We start from the raw sequence: 15,951 nt of genomic DNA, 5'->3' as shown, positions 1-15,951 counted from the left end.
CCCGGCTTGTCCTGATCGCTCATGTCTATCCCCCCAATGGCACGGGCTTCTTGTTCGGCCCTATGCTGAGTCACCCAAGTAAAGCATGGGTCTGCTCGAAACGATACGGGCCGCCTGATGTCAGGCGGCCCGTAAAGCGTGTTCACATCCGCCGATTACATGGCCGAGTGGATCATGTCGTCGGCAATATCGGCGCCGGCGTTTTCTTCAAACCACTGGGCAGCACCTGGGTGCCACATCATCACGGTGTTCTTGTCCCAGTTCTCGGGCAGTGTCGAACGGGCCGCGCGGTGGATGTTCACCATGCGCTCATTGTCGGACATCACGGTGTCGACCACGGCATAGACAAAGCTTGCCGGCAGATCGCAGTTGGCGATGGCAAAGTTCCACATGGAAACCGAACGCGCATCGCTTTCCAGCGTGGTGTAGGTGTCAGCAGCAATGTCGAATTGTGAGACAGGGAACGCCTCCATAATCGCGGCCTGTTCTTCTTCGGTGAACTCAATGATGTTCACGTCGGTCTGAACTTCAAGCTGCGACACGGCAGGCACAGGAACACCAGCAGCAAACGCAATCACATCAAGCAGGCCATCCTGAAGCTGCGAACCAAGGTCCGACCAACCGCCATTGCGACGATCGAAGTTAACGCCAAGCTCTTCCATCATGCGCGGGAAGTAGGTGTCGGAGGTCGACCCGGCAGGGCCGAAGCCGATGCGTGCGCCATCAGGAATGTCAGCGACGGACTCGATGCCCGACGATGATAGCGCCGTCACAGAAAACGGCGTCTGGTACATGGGGAACATCGCGCAGGCATTGGTCATCTGCAGACCTGGCGCGATCGGGTTGGTGCCGTTGATCGACTCGGCCGCCGGACCCATCGTGGTCATCCCGAACTGGGCATCGCCCGTGTGCACAAGTGCCATGTTCTGCATTGGGCCGCCGGTGACTTCACCGCCGCCGGAAATGCCAAGCTCCTCAGCAACAAGGTTGGCCCAGCCCGAACCGTAAGCGAAGTAGGTGCCGCCCTGCGAGGCAGTGCCCACTGTGAAGCTTTCCGGCCAGCCTTCGCGATCAGCATGATTGTCGGCATAGGCCGCGCCAGCAATGGCAACCGAAAGGGCTGCAGTGGTGGCAAGAAAAGTAGCAAGTTTCATCTAAGATAATCCTCCCGTTAAGCCGATGTTTTCGGCTTTTCGTGCGCGTTGTCACGCATGCTCTTAACTTGGGCCAACACTGATATGCGGCAACCACCAAAAAAGCAGGCGCGTCAAAGGCGTCGCTTTTCTGCATGGCAGCTATGCACCACGCAACTGTTGCTTGCGAATCCTGGCGCGCCTGGCGAAGCTTTTTCAAAAGATGGGTGGAATCGGTAACATCACCCGATTTTCATGGGTCGCTATCTACCCATCCACCCTTTCAGGCGCATCGCGATGACGAAAGTCTTCGCGGGAAAGATCGTATTTGCGCATCTTTTCGTAGAGCGACTTGCGCGAAATGCCGAGCGCCTCATAGGTCGCTTTCAGGTTTCCGGCATGCGCAGCGATGGTCGCCGCAATCAGGCTTTTCTCATAAGTTGCCACTTGCTGCGACAAGCCTCCCGACGAGATGGGCAGCCCATCGACCGTTTCCTCGCCACCAGGCTCAAGGTCCAGATCAAGATCGAGATCGAGCACAAACCGGTCGGCAGCGTTACGCAACTCGCGCACATTACCGGGCCAAGATCGGCGGGCAAGGGACGCCAGAAGCCGATCTGGCACCACGCGCACCGGGCGCTTGTAACGCACGCTGGCATCGTGAACGAGCTGAATGAACAATCGCGGAATGTCCTCGCGGCGTTCGTCCAGCGGTGGCATGCGGATGTGCAGGACATTGAGGCGGTAATAGAGATCGTCGCGGAACGTGCCCGCGTCGACGGCCTTTTCCAGATCGCTCTTGCTGGCAGCGATGAAGCGGACATCGAGCTCGACCGGATCATTGGAACCAAGACGGGTTATGATGCGGTTCTGGATTGCATGCAGCAACTTGGCCTGCAAACGCATCGGCAGGCTATCGATCTCATCGAGAAAAACCGTGCCGCCCCGCGCATGTTCAAAGCGCCCATAGCGTGCGCGCGTCGCGCCGGGAAAGGCTCCTGCCTCATGGCCAAACAATTCGCTGTCGATCAACTCTGATGGCAACGCCGCGCAATTGATATGCACAAACGGTCCACTGGCCCGTTCGCTGGCCATTTGCAACGCCCGCGCCGCGACCTCCTTGCCGGTGCCGGTTTCCCCCACGATCAAAACATCAGCATCGGTTTGAGCAACGGCGCGCACTTGTGCACGCACCGCCACCATGGCGGCACTGCGCCCGGCCAAACGCGCCTCGATTGGTCCTCGGCCAACAACCTGATTGCGCAGCAAGCGGTTTTCCAACGTCAACCGGCGCTTGTCGAGCGCGCGATGAACGGAGTCGACCAAAACCGCTGGCGCGAACGGCTTCTCAATGAAGTCGTACGCACCATCACGCATCGATTGCACCGCCAGTTCCACGTCGCCGTGACCGGTCACCAGGATCACCGGAAATTCTGGATCGATGTCCAAGGACCGCTTCATCAACGTCAGTCCGTCCATGCCGGCCATGCGAATGTCGGTCACAAGAACGCCGGGAAAGGCGCGTCCCACATGGGCGAGCGCGGCCTCCGCATCGGCAAAGCATCGCGCCTTCAAATCGGCAAGATCAAGCGTCTGCGCCGCCGCCAGTCGCAGATGCTCTTCGTCATCGACAAAAAGTACCGTTTCTTCGCTCACTCGGCCGCAACCCCGGTCGTCGCTGGCGCATCGGCAACCCGCAATACGATTGAAAACTCCGCGCCGCCATCCTCGCGGTTGCGTGCCCGCAAGCGTCCGCCGAAATCCTCAACAATGTTGTAGGAGATGGAAAGGCCGAGCCCCAGCCCCTTACCCGGGCTCTTGGTCGTGAAGAACGGGTCGAAAAGCTGCGCCAGCGCTTGCTCCTCCAGTCCCTCACCGCGATCGCGCACATGGATCAGCACATGTTTCGCGCCCTCAGCATCGACAGCAATCTCCAGTGATGGCTTCGTTTGGTTCTCCATCGCATCGAGCGCGTTGTTTAAGAGATTGATGATCACCTGTTGCAGACGCAACTGCCCACCGATCACCCAGACTGGCGTATCACGACGATCATAGGCAACATCGGCGCCGGTTTTTTTGAACCGCGCTTCCATCAAGGCCAGCGCATCATCGATAGCCTGGCGCACTTCCACCGGCCCGACATCTTCCTGAGGACGGCGGGCGAAATTGCGCAGATGACCGGAAATCGCTGCCATACGGTCAGCCATCTTGGAGATGCGCGCGATGTTCTCGCGCGCATCCGGCACGCGATCGCGGTCGAGCAAAGTTTGGGCGTTATCGGCATAGGTCTTCACCGCCGCCAGCGGCTGGTTGATCTCGTGCGACAGTGCCGCCGACATCTGGCCAAGGGCCGCCAGCTTCCCGGCCTGGACCAGCTCGTTCTGCGTCTTGCGCAGGCGTTGTTCGGCGGCGCGCCGCTCCTCGACCTCGACAAGTAGATTGGCGTTGGCGGCATTAAGGTCGGCCGTGCGCTCATCGACCCGCCGCTCCAGCATATCCTGCGCGGCGCGCTGGGCTTCCAACCGCTCCATGATCCTGGCACGGCGTTGCAACAGGCTCATCAGCACCAGGCCGACAAACAGCACAAAGAGCACAAAAACCAAGAGCGCCGTCAGCGCCTGCGCTTTGGCCGGACCGGCTGGGACGAGGATCGACACCCGCCATCCGACGTCTTCAAGCAAGGTCGATGACGTCACGAAGTCTTGTCGCGCGCCACCATCATCGATGCGCAAAAAACTCAGCGTGTCGGTCAACCGATTGCGGGTGTTGTTGAGCGGCACCAATTCATCGAGCGGGTATTGCTGCGTATCGGCAACCTCCGCCAGGACTTCTGGGCTCAAATCGGAGAGCGTGCGAAAATGCCAATCCTCGCGGCTGGACATAAAGACGATATCATTGAGATCGCTGACGATAATGTCGCTGGACCCGCCACGCCAGGCATCTTCAAAGGCATCGACGGTGAATTTCAGGGTCAGCGCGCCAACGATCTGGTCATTGTTCAAAACCGGTGCGGCATAAAAGTAGCCGCGTTCCAGCGATGTCGTGCCGAGCGCGAAGTAGCGCCCGATCCCGCCGGCGATCGCTTGAGTGAAATAGGGCCGGAACGCAAACCGCCGGCCCATGAAGGACCGCTCCTTGAGGTAGTTGCTGGTGGCAATGGTCAGCCCGCTGGCATCGAGAAGATAAACGTCCGAAGCGCCGAGATCATCAGCCGTCACGCGCAGTTGCTCGTTGACCTCCGCCTGCAATTCACCATCACCGGGCGCTGCCAACAGCTCGGCCAGGATTGGGCGTTCGCCGATCAGGCCTGGCAGCGGCTCAAAGCGCTGCAACGCGCCGCGCAAGCCTTCGACTGACAGGCGCAGCGTAGCCAGACCCTGGTCACCCGCACGGATCAGAAACAGGCGTTCAACACTTGGCAAGGCGGCAAGACCAAGCGCAATCACGACCAGCAAGCCAAGCGCCAGCCGCCCGCTATCGGTTTTTAAAATCCGGCGCCGAAGAGAGTGTTCTGCCATGGCCCAATTATGCTGGTCTTCTCAGCACTTGCCTAGTTGTCCTCATCGGCGGACTTGCGTTCAGACTTAACGAAGACGAGGACGAGAACAGCGCTCAGCAAAGCCAATGCCAAGGCGATCCAAGCCAGCGTTGCATAAGCCTGCAACGAGGCAAGCTGGTGCAATGTCTGATCGTCGACGCTGAGGCCGGGCGCACCAGGCACCGCAAAACCTGGCAAGCCGTCGGCATTGCCATAGGCAAACGCGCCGAGCGGCGCGAAGGCCGCCACCGCGAATAGCCCGCCGGCGCGCGAGACGGCATTGTTGATGCCCGACGCTGCGCCAGACTGGGCGTCACTGACCGCATTGATGATGGCCGTCGAAAGCGGTGGGATACACAGACCCATACCGACGCCGAGCACCACCAGCGATCCGCCAACCAAGATCAGCGAACCGGTTCCCGCCGCTAGACTGGTCAGCCAGAACGAGAGACCGGCAATGCCCGCACCGATCGCCAGAGGAAGCCGCACGCCGATCGAGTCGACCAAAGTGCCGACGCGCGGCGTGATCAGCGCCATAACAGCGGTGAACGGCAGGAACACCGATCCGACCGCCAAAGCCGAAAAGTTATAGGCGCTGAGCAGCGTGACCGGCAGGAAGAAGAGCAGGCCGCCAAGCGCCGCATATAGCAAAAAGGTCGCCGCGTTGACCGCTGAGAAACCCGGCGCGGAAAACATGCCGAGCGGCATCATTGGGTCGCCGGTCCGCCCCTCATGCCAAAGAAAGAGAGCGCAGGCCAAGAGGCCAAGCGCCACCATGCCGACAAGCATCGGTGTTCCAAGGGCAATGGTCTCGCCCAGTTCACCACCCTCACCCATCAATGTCAGCGAAAAGGCAAGCAACCCCAGCGCAGCAACCGCCAGAAACGCGCCGATCCAATCAAGCTTCTGGGTCACCGTGCGATGCGCATCGTCCGGCACGCGCGTCCAGAGCAGCCACAGCGTGACAGCGGCGATGGGCAAATTGATGTAAAAAGTCGACCGCCACCCGAACGCATCGACCAGCGCGCCGCCCAAAATCGGGCCGATGGCCGCCGAAACCCCGGATGCTGCCGCCCAGATGCCGACCGCGCGCCCGCGTTCCTCGCGCGGGTAATAAGTGGCGATCAGCGCCAACGACGACGGCACCATCAAAGCCGCACCCAAACCCTGCACGACACGCGCACCAATGAGCTGACCACCATTAAGCGCGATCGCGCAGGCCAACGAGGCGAGAGCAAAGATCGCAATGCCCAAGCCAAAAACCCGGCGCCGGCCAAACACGTCTCCAGCGCTACCGCCAACCAGAATGAAAGCCGTCAGCACCAGCGTGTAGCCGTTCACCACCCAACTGATCGTGGCGAGCGACGCATCCAGATCGGCGCGGATGTCCGGGGCGATGATGGCAACGATCGTGCCATCGATGAAACCGAGCGTTGAGCCGAGGATCGCCACCACCAGCACAATGAGCTGCTGGCGTTTCGAACACGCCACATGGCTGATATCGGCAGGCGCGGCGACGGCGCCCTGCTGGGTAATCCCGCGCATCAAAGGGCGCCTTTCTACTAACTTGCTTGGCGGCAGACTAGTACGACGCCGTCCGACCTTCCAGTCGCGGCGTTACCTGATGCGGGAATGTCAGCCAGAGCCTAGCTGTCGTCGTCCGACGCCAACTCTTCGTAGCCAAACTCCTCGACCAGCGACGACACTGTCGTCAGATCAAGGTCATCGAACAGACGAAGGCCGTAGCCCTCAGGGCGCGAGGCCATGATCTGCGCATTGAGCTCCAGCCCATCGATGTAAATGATGACCTTCTCGCCGGTCCGATCGAGCACATAGTTGGAGGCGACGCGAAACATCAGCCCGCCCTGGCTCATCTCCAAGACCGTTCCGTCGAGCACATAGCCGCGCGATATCACGTGCATGGAGGCGATCACGCAGCAGGGGTAGCGCTTGTGACGCCGCGAAAACGTCTTTTTCCGGCCAAAGCTCGGCTTCAGCTTCGACAGAAGCGAGCGCGGGCTGCGCCGATAGACTTCATGGCTTGGCGGCAGGCCGCCGACTTGCATCGCTTCGTCAGGGGTCATCCGTTGGTTCCCTCGCGCGCGCCAACCTCTGGTGAAGAAGCAGACTTGTCGTGCATCGCCATGGAACGATGAAGCAACTGAGCATAGCCGATAAAGGCTGATTCCATCGCCCGTGACATATCCGAAAAGCCGGCACTGACCGCCTGCTCCAAACCTTCTTCGCTGGCTTGTTCGCCATCCTTTTTGGCCGTCAGGCGTTTTACACCTTCCGGACCCGCCATGCCTTGCAGCACGCTCAAAGCTTCGCGCTGGGCGTGGGCGCCATGCGCCGCCACTTGCGCCAATTGCTGCATGGAATGGTGCATCGCCGCCAACTGCTCATGCTGCGCTTCCAATAGATCGAGGACGGCCTCGCGGTGCTCAGCTTCGTCCCGGTCACCATCAAGATCGGCCATGCTGGAGAGCCAAGACTCCAAGCCGCCGCGCAAAATACCGGTCGCCTCGGCCAGGAACCGGCCGAGCAGTCCGAGAATGAGCGACCCGAACAGCCCGAACAGCGAGGAGGAGAAGCCCGTCGCCATACCGACCAGTGGCGCCTGTAGATCCTGGATGAGCTTGGTGAACGCCGCCGTCGGATCGCTCATATCCATATTGGCGATCGATCCGATAATCCCGCCGACCGAACCAACCATGTCCATCAGGCCGATAAAGGTCCCGATAAGGCCGAGGAAAACCAGGATGCCGGTCACATATTGCAGCATCGCCCGGTCTTCGACGATCTTGGTCTTAAACTCCGACACCAGGCTCTGCATGGTCCCGATCGAGATCGTGATCTGCCGGGTGCGCATCATTTTTTCGTAAGTAAGGTCGAAAACATGGCCAAGCAGGCGCGGCTTGGTGAACACGATGCCGGGTTCAAGGCAGCGGTAGTGGCGCCAATAGGGCGCGTTCTTCGAGCGCTCTTCCTCAAACTTGATGTCGTCATAGGATTCTTGCAGCGCAACAAAAGCAAGCTCTTCGTTTTTCAGGCGAAAAGCGCTGGAAAAGGCAAGCGTGATGCCGAAGAAGAACAGCGAGATGATGATCGAGTTGAGATAAATGTTGGACGTGATACCCGTCCAAATGAACTCAAATTGCCAGCTCACCAGGCCTAAGGTGCCCAGGAAGACAATCATCATCTTCAGGATTTGTCGTTGGATGCGTTTGCGCATAACGCGAAAAGCCTGCTGCCATACTCACACGCGGGCGCAGAGCGACCGCCCCCGTCTCACGCACCCTGCCGAGCAGACGATAAGATTGGGTTAACCATACAGTCTTGGGTCGCCACTCGGGTTTGTGCCCTGTCCCGCAAGGCGATCGCTGCACTGCAGCAGAGATTCATCACCTTTTTACCGGTGATGGGACAGAGTTGGTTCCGTTCGATGGAACGGGGATGCAAAACACCATGTCTTGGAAACCGATCGCCAGCCTGCTGGCGAGCGTGACGATGTTGGCGGGAACGGCCCCGTTTGCAGCGGCGCAAAACACTGATCCGGCCATTGTTGCCGCGATTGACGCCAACAGTGCAGCACTGACAGCCGCCAAATCCAACATCGACATGGTCTGGGTATTGGTGGCCGCCGGCCTGGTGCTGCTGATGCAAGTCGGCTTCATGCTGCTGGAAGCCGGGATGGTGCGGTCGAAAAACTCCATCAACGTCGCGCAAAAGAACATGCTCGATTTCACCTTCACGGTGATGCTGTTCGCCTGCGTCGGCTTCATGTTCGCCTTTGGCGCGTCCAATGGGTTCTGGTTTGGCATCGACACATCGTTCGCGTTCTTGGCAGGGATGGACGCCTGGGGTTTGGCCTTCTTCACGTTCCAAGTGATGTTTTGCGGCACCGCCGCGACCATTGTCTCTGGCGCAGTCGCCGAACGCATGCCGCTTGGCGCCTATGTGCTTGGCTCGATCATCATCGCGGCCTTCATCTATCCGGTCTTTGTCCATTGGGCCTGGGGATCAGCCCTTGTCGAGAACGACAGCGCGTTCCTCGCCAATATGGGTTTTGTCGATTTTGCCGGCTCGACCGTGGTGCACGGCACTGGTGCTTGGGTGGCCTTGGCCGCCTGCCTTTTGATCGGACCACGCAATGGCCGGTTCGACGAGAACGGCAAGGCGGTGCGCATTCAAGGGCATAGTCCGGTGCTCGCCACCGGCGGGGCATTTTTGCTGTTCGTCGGTTGGATTGGCTTCAATGGCGGCTCGACGCTGGAAGCTTCGCCGGACATCGCAGCGATTATCGCCAACACCGTGCTTGCCGCCGCAACCGGTACCGCTGCCGGACACCTGATGGGGTGGTGGCAGGATCGTGTTCTGCTTCCAGAAAAATCAATCACCGGGCTTTTGGGCGGGTTGGTCGCCGTCACCGCCGGTGCCTCGGTTCTTGAGGTCCAAGGCGCCTTGATCATTGGCGCAGCCGGCGGCGCCATTGCCGTCTGGAGCGTTGGCGCCTTGGAACGTTACCTGCGCGTCGATGATGCCGTCGGCGCCATCGGGGTGCACGGCTTTGCCGGCGTTGTCGGCACAATTGGCTTGGCGCTGCTCGCACCCATCGCGGCGCTACCGCTTGGCAACCGTTGGGACCAGGTCATCGTGCAAGCCTCCGGCGTTGGGCTCAACTTCGTGTGGGCCTTCGGTCTTGGCTATCTCGCTTTTCTTGGTATCGCCAAGTTCATGCGCCTGCGGGTTGCCCATACCAGCGAGGAAATCGGCCTGAACGATGCCGAGCACGGCACCCGCATTGGTATTGGCCACGTCGAAGATGCCTTCGATCGTCTGGTCGAAGGGCGGGCCGACCTGTCGCTGCGTCTGGACATAGATGAGGGTGATGAGGCCGAACGCCTGGCACGCCTGTTCAACGCCTTGATGGAAACCATCGAGGACGAAGAGACAGCCAAAAGCGCTGTTGCCGACAAACAACGTGCCGAAGAAGAAGCAGAACGGCTCTCCGCGCTTGCCAACGCGACTTTTGAAGCCATCGTAATTTCCGTCGAGGGCAAGATCGTTGACGGCAATGCGGCGCTGGAAGAACTGGTTGGCGCACCGCTTACCGAGTTGAAGAACCGGAAACTTGGCGACGTTGTGCATGAGGAAGATACGGCGATCTTTGCCGCCAACTTCCAGACCTCAGCCGGTGACCCTTACGAGATTCAAATCGTCCATGCCAATGGAACGCTGATCCCAGTCGAGGTGCGTTCACGCGAGATCACCTATCGCGGACAACGAACCAAAGTGGCCGCCATCGTCGATCTTCGCGACCGCAAGATCGCCGAAGAGAAGATCCGTTATCTGGCGCAGCACGACCCGCTGACCGGCTTGCCCAATCGCGCGGTGTTCTCGCACCATCTCCAAGATTTGGTCCAGCAGGCCGCGCGCGGCGAACGCTGCTGGGCGCTGTTGCTTGTCGACCTGGATCACTTCAAGGACATCAACGACTTGCACGGCCACGCCGCTGGCGATTTGGTGATCTGCCAAACCGCCGATCGGCTGAAATCCTGCACCGGTGACCAGGGCCATGTCGCGCGCCTCGGCGGCGACGAGTTCGCGATCATCCTCAATCAGGCTGAGTTCACCAACCAGGCCGCTGATTTTGCTCACCGTTTAACGGTCGAGCTCTCTAAACCCATCGTCAGCGAAGAGGGCTTGGTGCTACACACGGGCGCCAGCATTGGCATTGTTGTCTGTCCCGAACATGGCAACGAGTCTGCCGAAATCCTCTCCCGCGCCGACACCGCGCTTTACAAAGCCAAACAGATGGGCCGCAACACCTATTGCGTATTCGAGCGCGGCATGGGCGAGGAAGATCACCGCCGCCGCGTATTGGAAGCTGACCTCGCGGTGGCCCTCGACGAGGGACAGTTCGAGCTGTTCTTCCAGCCGCGCATGACCGCCTCAAATGGGGTCATCGATAGCTACGAGGCGCTCATTCGTTGGCAGCACCCACAAAAGTGTATGATCGGCCCTGGCAGCTTTATTCCGGTGGCCGAGCAATCCGGCAAGATCGTCGCCATCGGTACTTGGGTGATCGAGGAAGCCTGTCGGATCGCCAAGCAAAAGCTTGGTGCCGCCCGTGTCAGCGTCAATGTCAGTCCACTGCAGTTCCGTGAAAAGAACCTTGTCGACAACATCGCTGCGATCTTAGAAAAAACCGGCCTGCCAGCGCATCAGCTGGAAATTGAGATCACCGAAAACGTGCTGATCGACGATGATGAGCGCGCGCTTACGGCGCTACGCGCGTTGAAGAAAATCGGCTGTCGCGTTGCGCTGGATGATTTCGGAACCGGCTATTCCTCGCTGGGCTATCTTAGCCGTTTCCCCTTCGACTGCATCAAGATCGACCGCTCCTTCGTGCAGGCGATGCACACCACGGACAATGCCGGCGCCATCGTGGAAACCATCATCCGCCTCGGCCGCGCCACCAATATGAGCATTGTTGCCGAAGGCGTTGAGCATGTTGAAGAGCTGGAAACGCTGGTCAAACATGGCTGTGATGAAATCCAGGGTTTCCTGGTCGGTCGCCCGGCACCGCTGGCAAGCCTGCAACGCACGGCGCCGGACGCGGTGCTTGCCGCCATGGGTCAAATGCAGGCAACGACCGACGGCCTGGTCGCGCAGTTGCGACGCACCTTGCCTGCCAGATCTGCCAACAAGCCTCTACGGGCAAAACGCGGTCGCACCAAACGGGCATCCTAAACCCCGAGGCGCAGGCGAAACGGCTGGTCTACCGTCCGAAGACCTTGACCTCGGTACCGTCTTCAGGCGTGCGCACATCGCGCACGCCGACCGAGATGCGGCTTGCCGGCACGCCGGCTTCTAGCAACTGGTTGCGGATCAGCATCGCCCGATAGTAGGCAACGCGGCGCACATCGGTCGCATTGCCCTGTAAGGTGTGGGCAAAGGCGATGATTTCCAGCGTGCGATCAGATTGTGCCAGTTCGTGATTGGTTCCAAAATCGCGCACAACCTCCATCGCTGTTTCATCAAGCCCGCTATCGCCGTCGGCAAACGCAACCGTCAGACCTTCCTGGCTGATGGTGACGGCCTCTTGCGCGCCGCGATCACGCACTTCAGCGGCCTCAATCGCGCGGGTCTCATCTTCCTCATCGACCGCAATCGACTGGACGTTCTGTTCCTGGGTTGCTTCCTCATCCACCGTCACAATCGGTGGCGTGCCCTCATTGGTCGCCGTCGTCGTCGCATCAGCATCGGACTGCGACATGCGCAGGATTTGGCTCGACCCGGCGCCGCCACCCACATTGGCCTGCGCGACACGCTCTTGGATGATCGCCTGGCTGGTGTTTTGGATGAGCATGAAGACAACAACCACAAGGATCATCATCACGAAGGTCAGTACCATGGTCATCGTCGACAGCGCGTCGACATAGCCCGGCCAGTAGTTCTCTTCTTCTTCGGCGTCGTCGGCCATCGGGCAAATGCCTGTTCAGGAGGTCGTTGGCCAGACCCTAGCGCTTCAGGCGTTAGGCTTTCGTTAAGCCTGTCTGCGCGCCGCCGGTGCAGGCTCTGATTGGGTCGAGGACGCGCCGCCGCCATTGATGCGTGCCAAGACCTCTTCACGCGGCCCATCAGCCATGACTGTTCCCTGATCGAGCCAGATGATCCGATCACACAACGTCAGAAGCGCGGCCCGGTGGGTCGCCACTATCAAAGTGCGCCCACCAAGATACTGCCGAAGATTATCGATCAGCTGCGCTTCCAGCGTGTTGTCCATCGAGGCCGTTGGCTCATCGAGCAGTAGAGCAGCCGGGTTCATCGCCAGGACACGGGCCAAAGCCACCGCCTGCCGCTCACCGCCGGAGAGATAACTGCCGCGTGGACCGACCGGCGTCGCGTAACCTTGCGGCAGATGCGCGGCGAACCCATGGACGCCGGAAAGCTTCACTGCGCGCTCAAAATCATCGTCCGAGACCGTGCCAAGGCCAAGCGTGATCGCATCACGTAAGGTCACGTCGAAAAGCACGCTGTCTTGCGTCATATACCCGAAGGATCGGCGAATATGCTCCGGCGCAAACTGACGGGCATCGGCACCATCGAAGCGCACCGAACCGCTGGCCACATCGTTGAGCCGCAACATGGTGTGCAGCAAGGTCGATTTGCCCGATCCGATCCGGCCGATCAGTGCAACCCGCTCGCCGCGTTTGATCGAAAACGAGACGTCGTTGAGGCTCGGTCGCGCCGCGCCGGGATAGGCAAAACTCACCGCCTGAAAGTCGACAGACCCGGTCAGTGGCTTGCGCCGCGCGCCGATGTCTTCGCCGGCTTCCTCCTGGGCGCTGTCAAGCAACCGGGCAATGACATCGGCGGAGGGCTTCAAGTGCAACAGCCGCACCGCATGGCCAATCATCTGCGCGATCGGCGTCAGCGCCCGACCGACCAGCAGCGTGGAAGCAGCAAGCGCACCGACACTCATCAGACCACTGCTCACCTGGTAAGCGCCGATCATCAACGTCAGCACGATCACGAATTGGGTGATGATCATCTGCGCGTTTTGCGTGAGGCCAAGCCAAAGCCGGGCGGTGTGACTTTCATAGGCGGCATCATCACCGACCCGTTCCCATGACCGCATCAAGGAACCCGCCGCGCCGGACGTCTTGACCATCGGCAGGCCGGCCAAGGTCTCGACAAGCTGATTAGATTGATAGCGGGAAAACTCCGCGCCGGCCTCGATCGCATGCCGCGCCTGCGTGTGCGCGTAGATATGCAAAAGGCTGAGCAGGCAGAGGCCGAGCAAGGGCGCCGCCAGGATCGGCCCGCCGATCGAGTAGAGCAAAACCAGCAGCAGCACGAAAAACGGCACATCGATCATCAGGGAGACGACCAGCTGGGGCACAGCTTGAGCGACGGCATCGATTTCTTGCGCCAGCCGCGAAAGTCCGCCTGGCGCGCGCGGTGCATCGCTGAGCTTGGCGCCCATCATCCGGCCATAGAGTTTGGCTTGAAGCTCAAGCCCGACCTTGAGCGAGACGGCATCGGAAAACCGGCTGCGCACGAAGCGCAAGGAGAGGTCGACGGCCAGTGCGATCATGACGCCGATCGACAGCGCCCACAACGTTTCCATCGCGCCGTGCGGGATCACCCTGTCATAAACGGCCATGGTGAAAAGCGGCAGCGCGAGCATCAAAAGATTGGAGAGACCTGCCGCCAGAGCCAGCTTGCCGAGCGCCGACTGGTGGCTGGTCGTGGCCAGGTGCAGCACGCGGCGGTAGAGCCCGACGGCATCACCTATTGTGTCGTCGGCCAATTGACCGTCGGCCGGATGCACGCCGCCGCCGGAACGATCATCGGCGTGCGACTTCGGGCGAACATGGAACACAACGCCGGCATAGCGCGCCTCGAGCGCGTCAATCGCGACCGGTTTGGCTGATCGCGACCCGTCCTCAACGAACAAGGCGCCTTCTCCGCGTTCGGTCACCGTGAGGCTCGTCCCATCGTCCAACAGGAGGATGCAGGGGAACTCATCGTCGGTCAGCGAGCGCAGCGCACGTTCTTCATAGGACAGCGCCATGTCGCAATCGGCGGCGCGACGCCGTAACTCTTCCGGCGTTGGCACGCCTGGCGTCGATGGCGCGAGGCCACTGCGACGCACTGCGTTATCGCCGAACCAACTGCCCGCGATCCGCTCCAAGGCTGCGAAGACATGCTCGCCGGGCGGCACGCGCCGACTGGACAGATCAACATCATCTGGCTGGCTGGAACGCCCGAGCACACGTTGGATGCGTTCAATAGTCATAGGTGTCGATCAAACGTGGAAACGCCGGGACGGAAGGTCGGTAAACCCGCCTTAAGAAATGGCGCCTTTATGCTTAACACTTCATGAACCGGCAGGCGTGCATGGTCATTGGCAGACGCTTTGCACCATTCGCCAGTCCACCAGGTCCGCGCCCATGTCCGTTGCCGCGACACACAACCGTGCCCTTCCCTTTCCCCGCCGGTGCGACACACTCGCCAAGCGCGCCGACACGATGCTTTTGGTCGCGGTCAGCTGTGCCCTGTCGGCTATTCTTTTGTGGGCGACCTTCGCCACAGTCGATCAGGTGACGCGCGGCGCCGGACGCGTGGTGCCGCAATTGCAGAACCAGCTCATTCAGCATCTCGAGGGCGGGATCGTTGCTGACATTCTGGTGCGCGAGGGCGAGCTGGTCGAAGCCGGCCAGACGCTGATGCGGGTGGAGAACTCGTTCTCGTCAGCCGAACTCTCGCAGACCCGCCTTGAGATCACTGCGATCCGCGCCCGTTCACAACGCCTGGAAGCCGAAGTGGCCGGGCTTGAACAGGTGGTGTTCGAGCCTGGGCTGGAGACAACCATTCCCGACATTGTGCGCCGGGAACGCGAACTGTTTGCCAGCCGCCGCCAGAGCCATGTGGCGGAAATGCAGATCCTCGCCTCGCAACTCCAGCAAAAAGAGCTGGAACTGTCTGAGCTTGAAACCCGCTGGACCAACACGCAGCGCGAGCGCGAACTTGTGCGCGAACGCGTGGAAAGCATGCGCCGCTTGGCCGAACGCGGCGCCGTCTCCAACAATGCTCTTCTCGACGAAGAGCGCATCTTGCAGCAGATCGAAACCCGTCTTTCTGATCTCTTGTTCGCCGTTCCGCGCACCGAGTCGGCCGTCGAAGAAATCCGCCAGCGCATGGAGGAATCTCGCCTCGGTTTCCGGGAAGCCGCGCAAGAGGATTTGATCGTTGCAGCGTTCGAAATGGCGCAACTCCAGGAAGCGGCCAACGCGATGCAGGACCGCTCCGCGCGCACCGATGTCACCGCGCCGGTCGCCGGTATCGTCAACCGCATCTATGTCAACACGCTTGGTGGCGTCGTCCGCCCTGCCGAACCGCTGATCGAGCTCGTGCCCGCCGACGCCGCCGTCGTGGTCGAGGCACGGCTCTCTCCCTCAGATCGGGCCGAGATTTGGCCGGGCCTGCCAGCGGTCATCAAGATCACCGCCTACGAGTATTCCGTCTATGGCGGGCTTCAGGGACGCATCGTGGAAATCTCACCGGACGCGTTGACCGACGAAAACAGCGAGCCCTATTTCCGCGTACGCCTTGAAGCGGAGGCCGGCGGCTTTGGTCCCGACTTGCCCATTGTGCCGGGCATGACAGCCGATATCGACATCATCACCGGCGAGCGCACAGTGCTGGACACAATCCTTTCGCCGGTGCGCAACATCGCCGACAACGCGCTGCGCCAATAGACGCCAG

10 protein-coding genes are annotated in these 15,951 nt (G+C 60.5%); 2 read left to right on the top strand and 8 right to left on the bottom strand.

The features are described 5' to 3' along the window. Positions 1-155 precede the first annotated feature (155 nt). From JJ917_14885 to JJ917_14860, 6 genes are all read right to left on the bottom strand, one after another. Positions 156-1,154, bottom strand: coding sequence for a TAXI family TRAP transporter solute-binding subunit (locus JJ917_14885; GenBank protein ID MBO6700111.1), 999 nt, complete (start codon positions 1,152-1,154; stop codon positions 156-158). A gap of 246 nt (positions 1,155-1,400) precedes the next feature. Next, positions 1,401-2,789: a sigma-54-dependent Fis family transcriptional regulator gene (locus tag JJ917_14880; protein ID MBO6700110.1), complete on the bottom strand. Its 1,389-nt coding sequence runs from the start codon at positions 2,787-2,789 to the stop codon at positions 1,401-1,403. Then, entirely contained in the window at positions 2,786-4,651 is a 1,866-nt protein-coding gene (locus tag JJ917_14875) for a sensor histidine kinase (GenBank protein MBO6700109.1), read from the bottom strand. The genes JJ917_14880 and JJ917_14875 overlap by 4 nt, the downstream gene beginning before the upstream one ends. 32 nt (positions 4,652-4,683) lie before the next feature. Continuing rightward, a complete protein-coding gene (locus tag JJ917_14870; GenBank protein MBO6700108.1) occupies positions 4,684-6,216 on the bottom strand; it encodes an MFS transporter in 1,533 nt (510 codons plus the stop codon). 101 nt (positions 6,217-6,317) lie between these two features. Continuing rightward, positions 6,318-6,755 (bottom strand): PilZ domain-containing protein, encoded by a 438-nt coding sequence (locus JJ917_14865; GenBank protein ID MBO6700107.1) that lies wholly within the window; start codon positions 6,753-6,755, stop codon positions 6,318-6,320. After that, on the bottom strand, positions 6,752-7,906 hold the full coding sequence (locus JJ917_14860) for a hypothetical protein (GenBank protein MBO6700106.1): 1,155 nt from the start codon (positions 7,904-7,906) through the stop codon (positions 6,752-6,754). Before JJ917_14860 ends, JJ917_14865 begins: the two co-directional genes overlap by 4 nt. Before the next feature lie 233 nt (positions 7,907-8,139). Here JJ917_14860 and JJ917_14855 point away from each other — a divergent pair, with 233 nt between their 5' ends. Beyond that, positions 8,140-11,427, top strand: coding sequence for an EAL domain-containing protein (locus tag JJ917_14855; GenBank protein ID MBO6700105.1), 3,288 nt, complete (start codon positions 8,140-8,142; stop codon positions 11,425-11,427). 28 nt (positions 11,428-11,455) lie between these two features. Here JJ917_14855 and JJ917_14850 read toward each other — a convergent pair whose 3' ends face one another. Together JJ917_14850 and JJ917_14845 are read right to left on the bottom strand one after the other, a co-directional pair. Continuing rightward, on the bottom strand, positions 11,456-12,160 hold the full coding sequence (locus JJ917_14850) for a hypothetical protein (GenBank protein ID MBO6700104.1): 705 nt from the start codon (positions 12,158-12,160) through the stop codon (positions 11,456-11,458). Positions 12,161-12,223: 63 nt separating this feature from the next. Next, positions 12,224-14,482 (bottom strand): ATP-binding cassette domain-containing protein, encoded by a 2,259-nt coding sequence (locus tag JJ917_14845; protein ID MBO6700103.1) that lies wholly within the window; start codon positions 14,480-14,482, stop codon positions 12,224-12,226. Between the two features lie 154 nt (positions 14,483-14,636). On the opposite strand from JJ917_14845, the gene JJ917_14840 reads away from it, so the two are divergent. Further along, entirely contained in the window at positions 14,637-15,944 is a 1,308-nt protein-coding gene (locus tag JJ917_14840) for an HlyD family type I secretion periplasmic adaptor subunit (protein ID MBO6700102.1), read from the top strand. Positions 15,945-15,951 lie beyond the last annotated feature (7 nt).

This window comes from Hyphomicrobiales bacterium, from assembly GCA_017642935.1.
Taxonomy (GTDB): Bacteria; Pseudomonadota; Alphaproteobacteria; order Rhizobiales; family MH13; genus MH13.
Note: the sequence above shows the minus strand (reverse complement) of the source record. Positions and strands in the feature narration are given on the sequence as shown.

What these genes read in the sequence shown, in the direction of transcription:
- JJ917_14885 (MBO6700111.1), bottom strand. Translation starts at nt 1,154, where the DNA reads ATGAAACTTGCTACTTTTCTTGCCACCACTGCAGCCCTTTCGGTTGCC.
- JJ917_14875 (MBO6700109.1), bottom strand. Translation starts at nt 4,651, where the DNA reads ATGGCAGAACACTCTCTTCGGCGCCGGATTTTAAAAACCGATAGCGGG.
- JJ917_14870 (MBO6700108.1), bottom strand. Translation starts at nt 6,216, where the DNA reads ATGCGCGGGATTACCCAGCAGGGCGCCGTCGCCGCGCCTGCCGATATC.
- JJ917_14865 (MBO6700107.1), bottom strand. Translation starts at nt 6,755, where the DNA reads ATGACCCCTGACGAAGCGATGCAAGTCGGCGGCCTGCCGCCAAGCCAT.
- JJ917_14860 (MBO6700106.1), bottom strand. Translation starts at nt 7,906, where the DNA reads ATGCGCAAACGCATCCAACGACAAATCCTGAAGATGATGATTGTCTTC.
- JJ917_14855 (MBO6700105.1), top strand. Translation starts at nt 8,140, where the DNA reads ATGTCTTGGAAACCGATCGCCAGCCTGCTGGCGAGCGTGACGATGTTG.
- JJ917_14850 (MBO6700104.1), bottom strand. Translation starts at nt 12,160, where the DNA reads ATGGCCGACGACGCCGAAGAAGAAGAGAACTACTGGCCGGGCTATGTC.
- JJ917_14845 (MBO6700103.1), bottom strand. Translation starts at nt 14,482, where the DNA reads ATGACTATTGAACGCATCCAACGTGTGCTCGGGCGTTCCAGCCAGCCA.
- JJ917_14840 (MBO6700102.1), top strand. Translation starts at nt 14,637, where the DNA reads ATGTCCGTTGCCGCGACACACAACCGTGCCCTTCCCTTTCCCCGCCGG.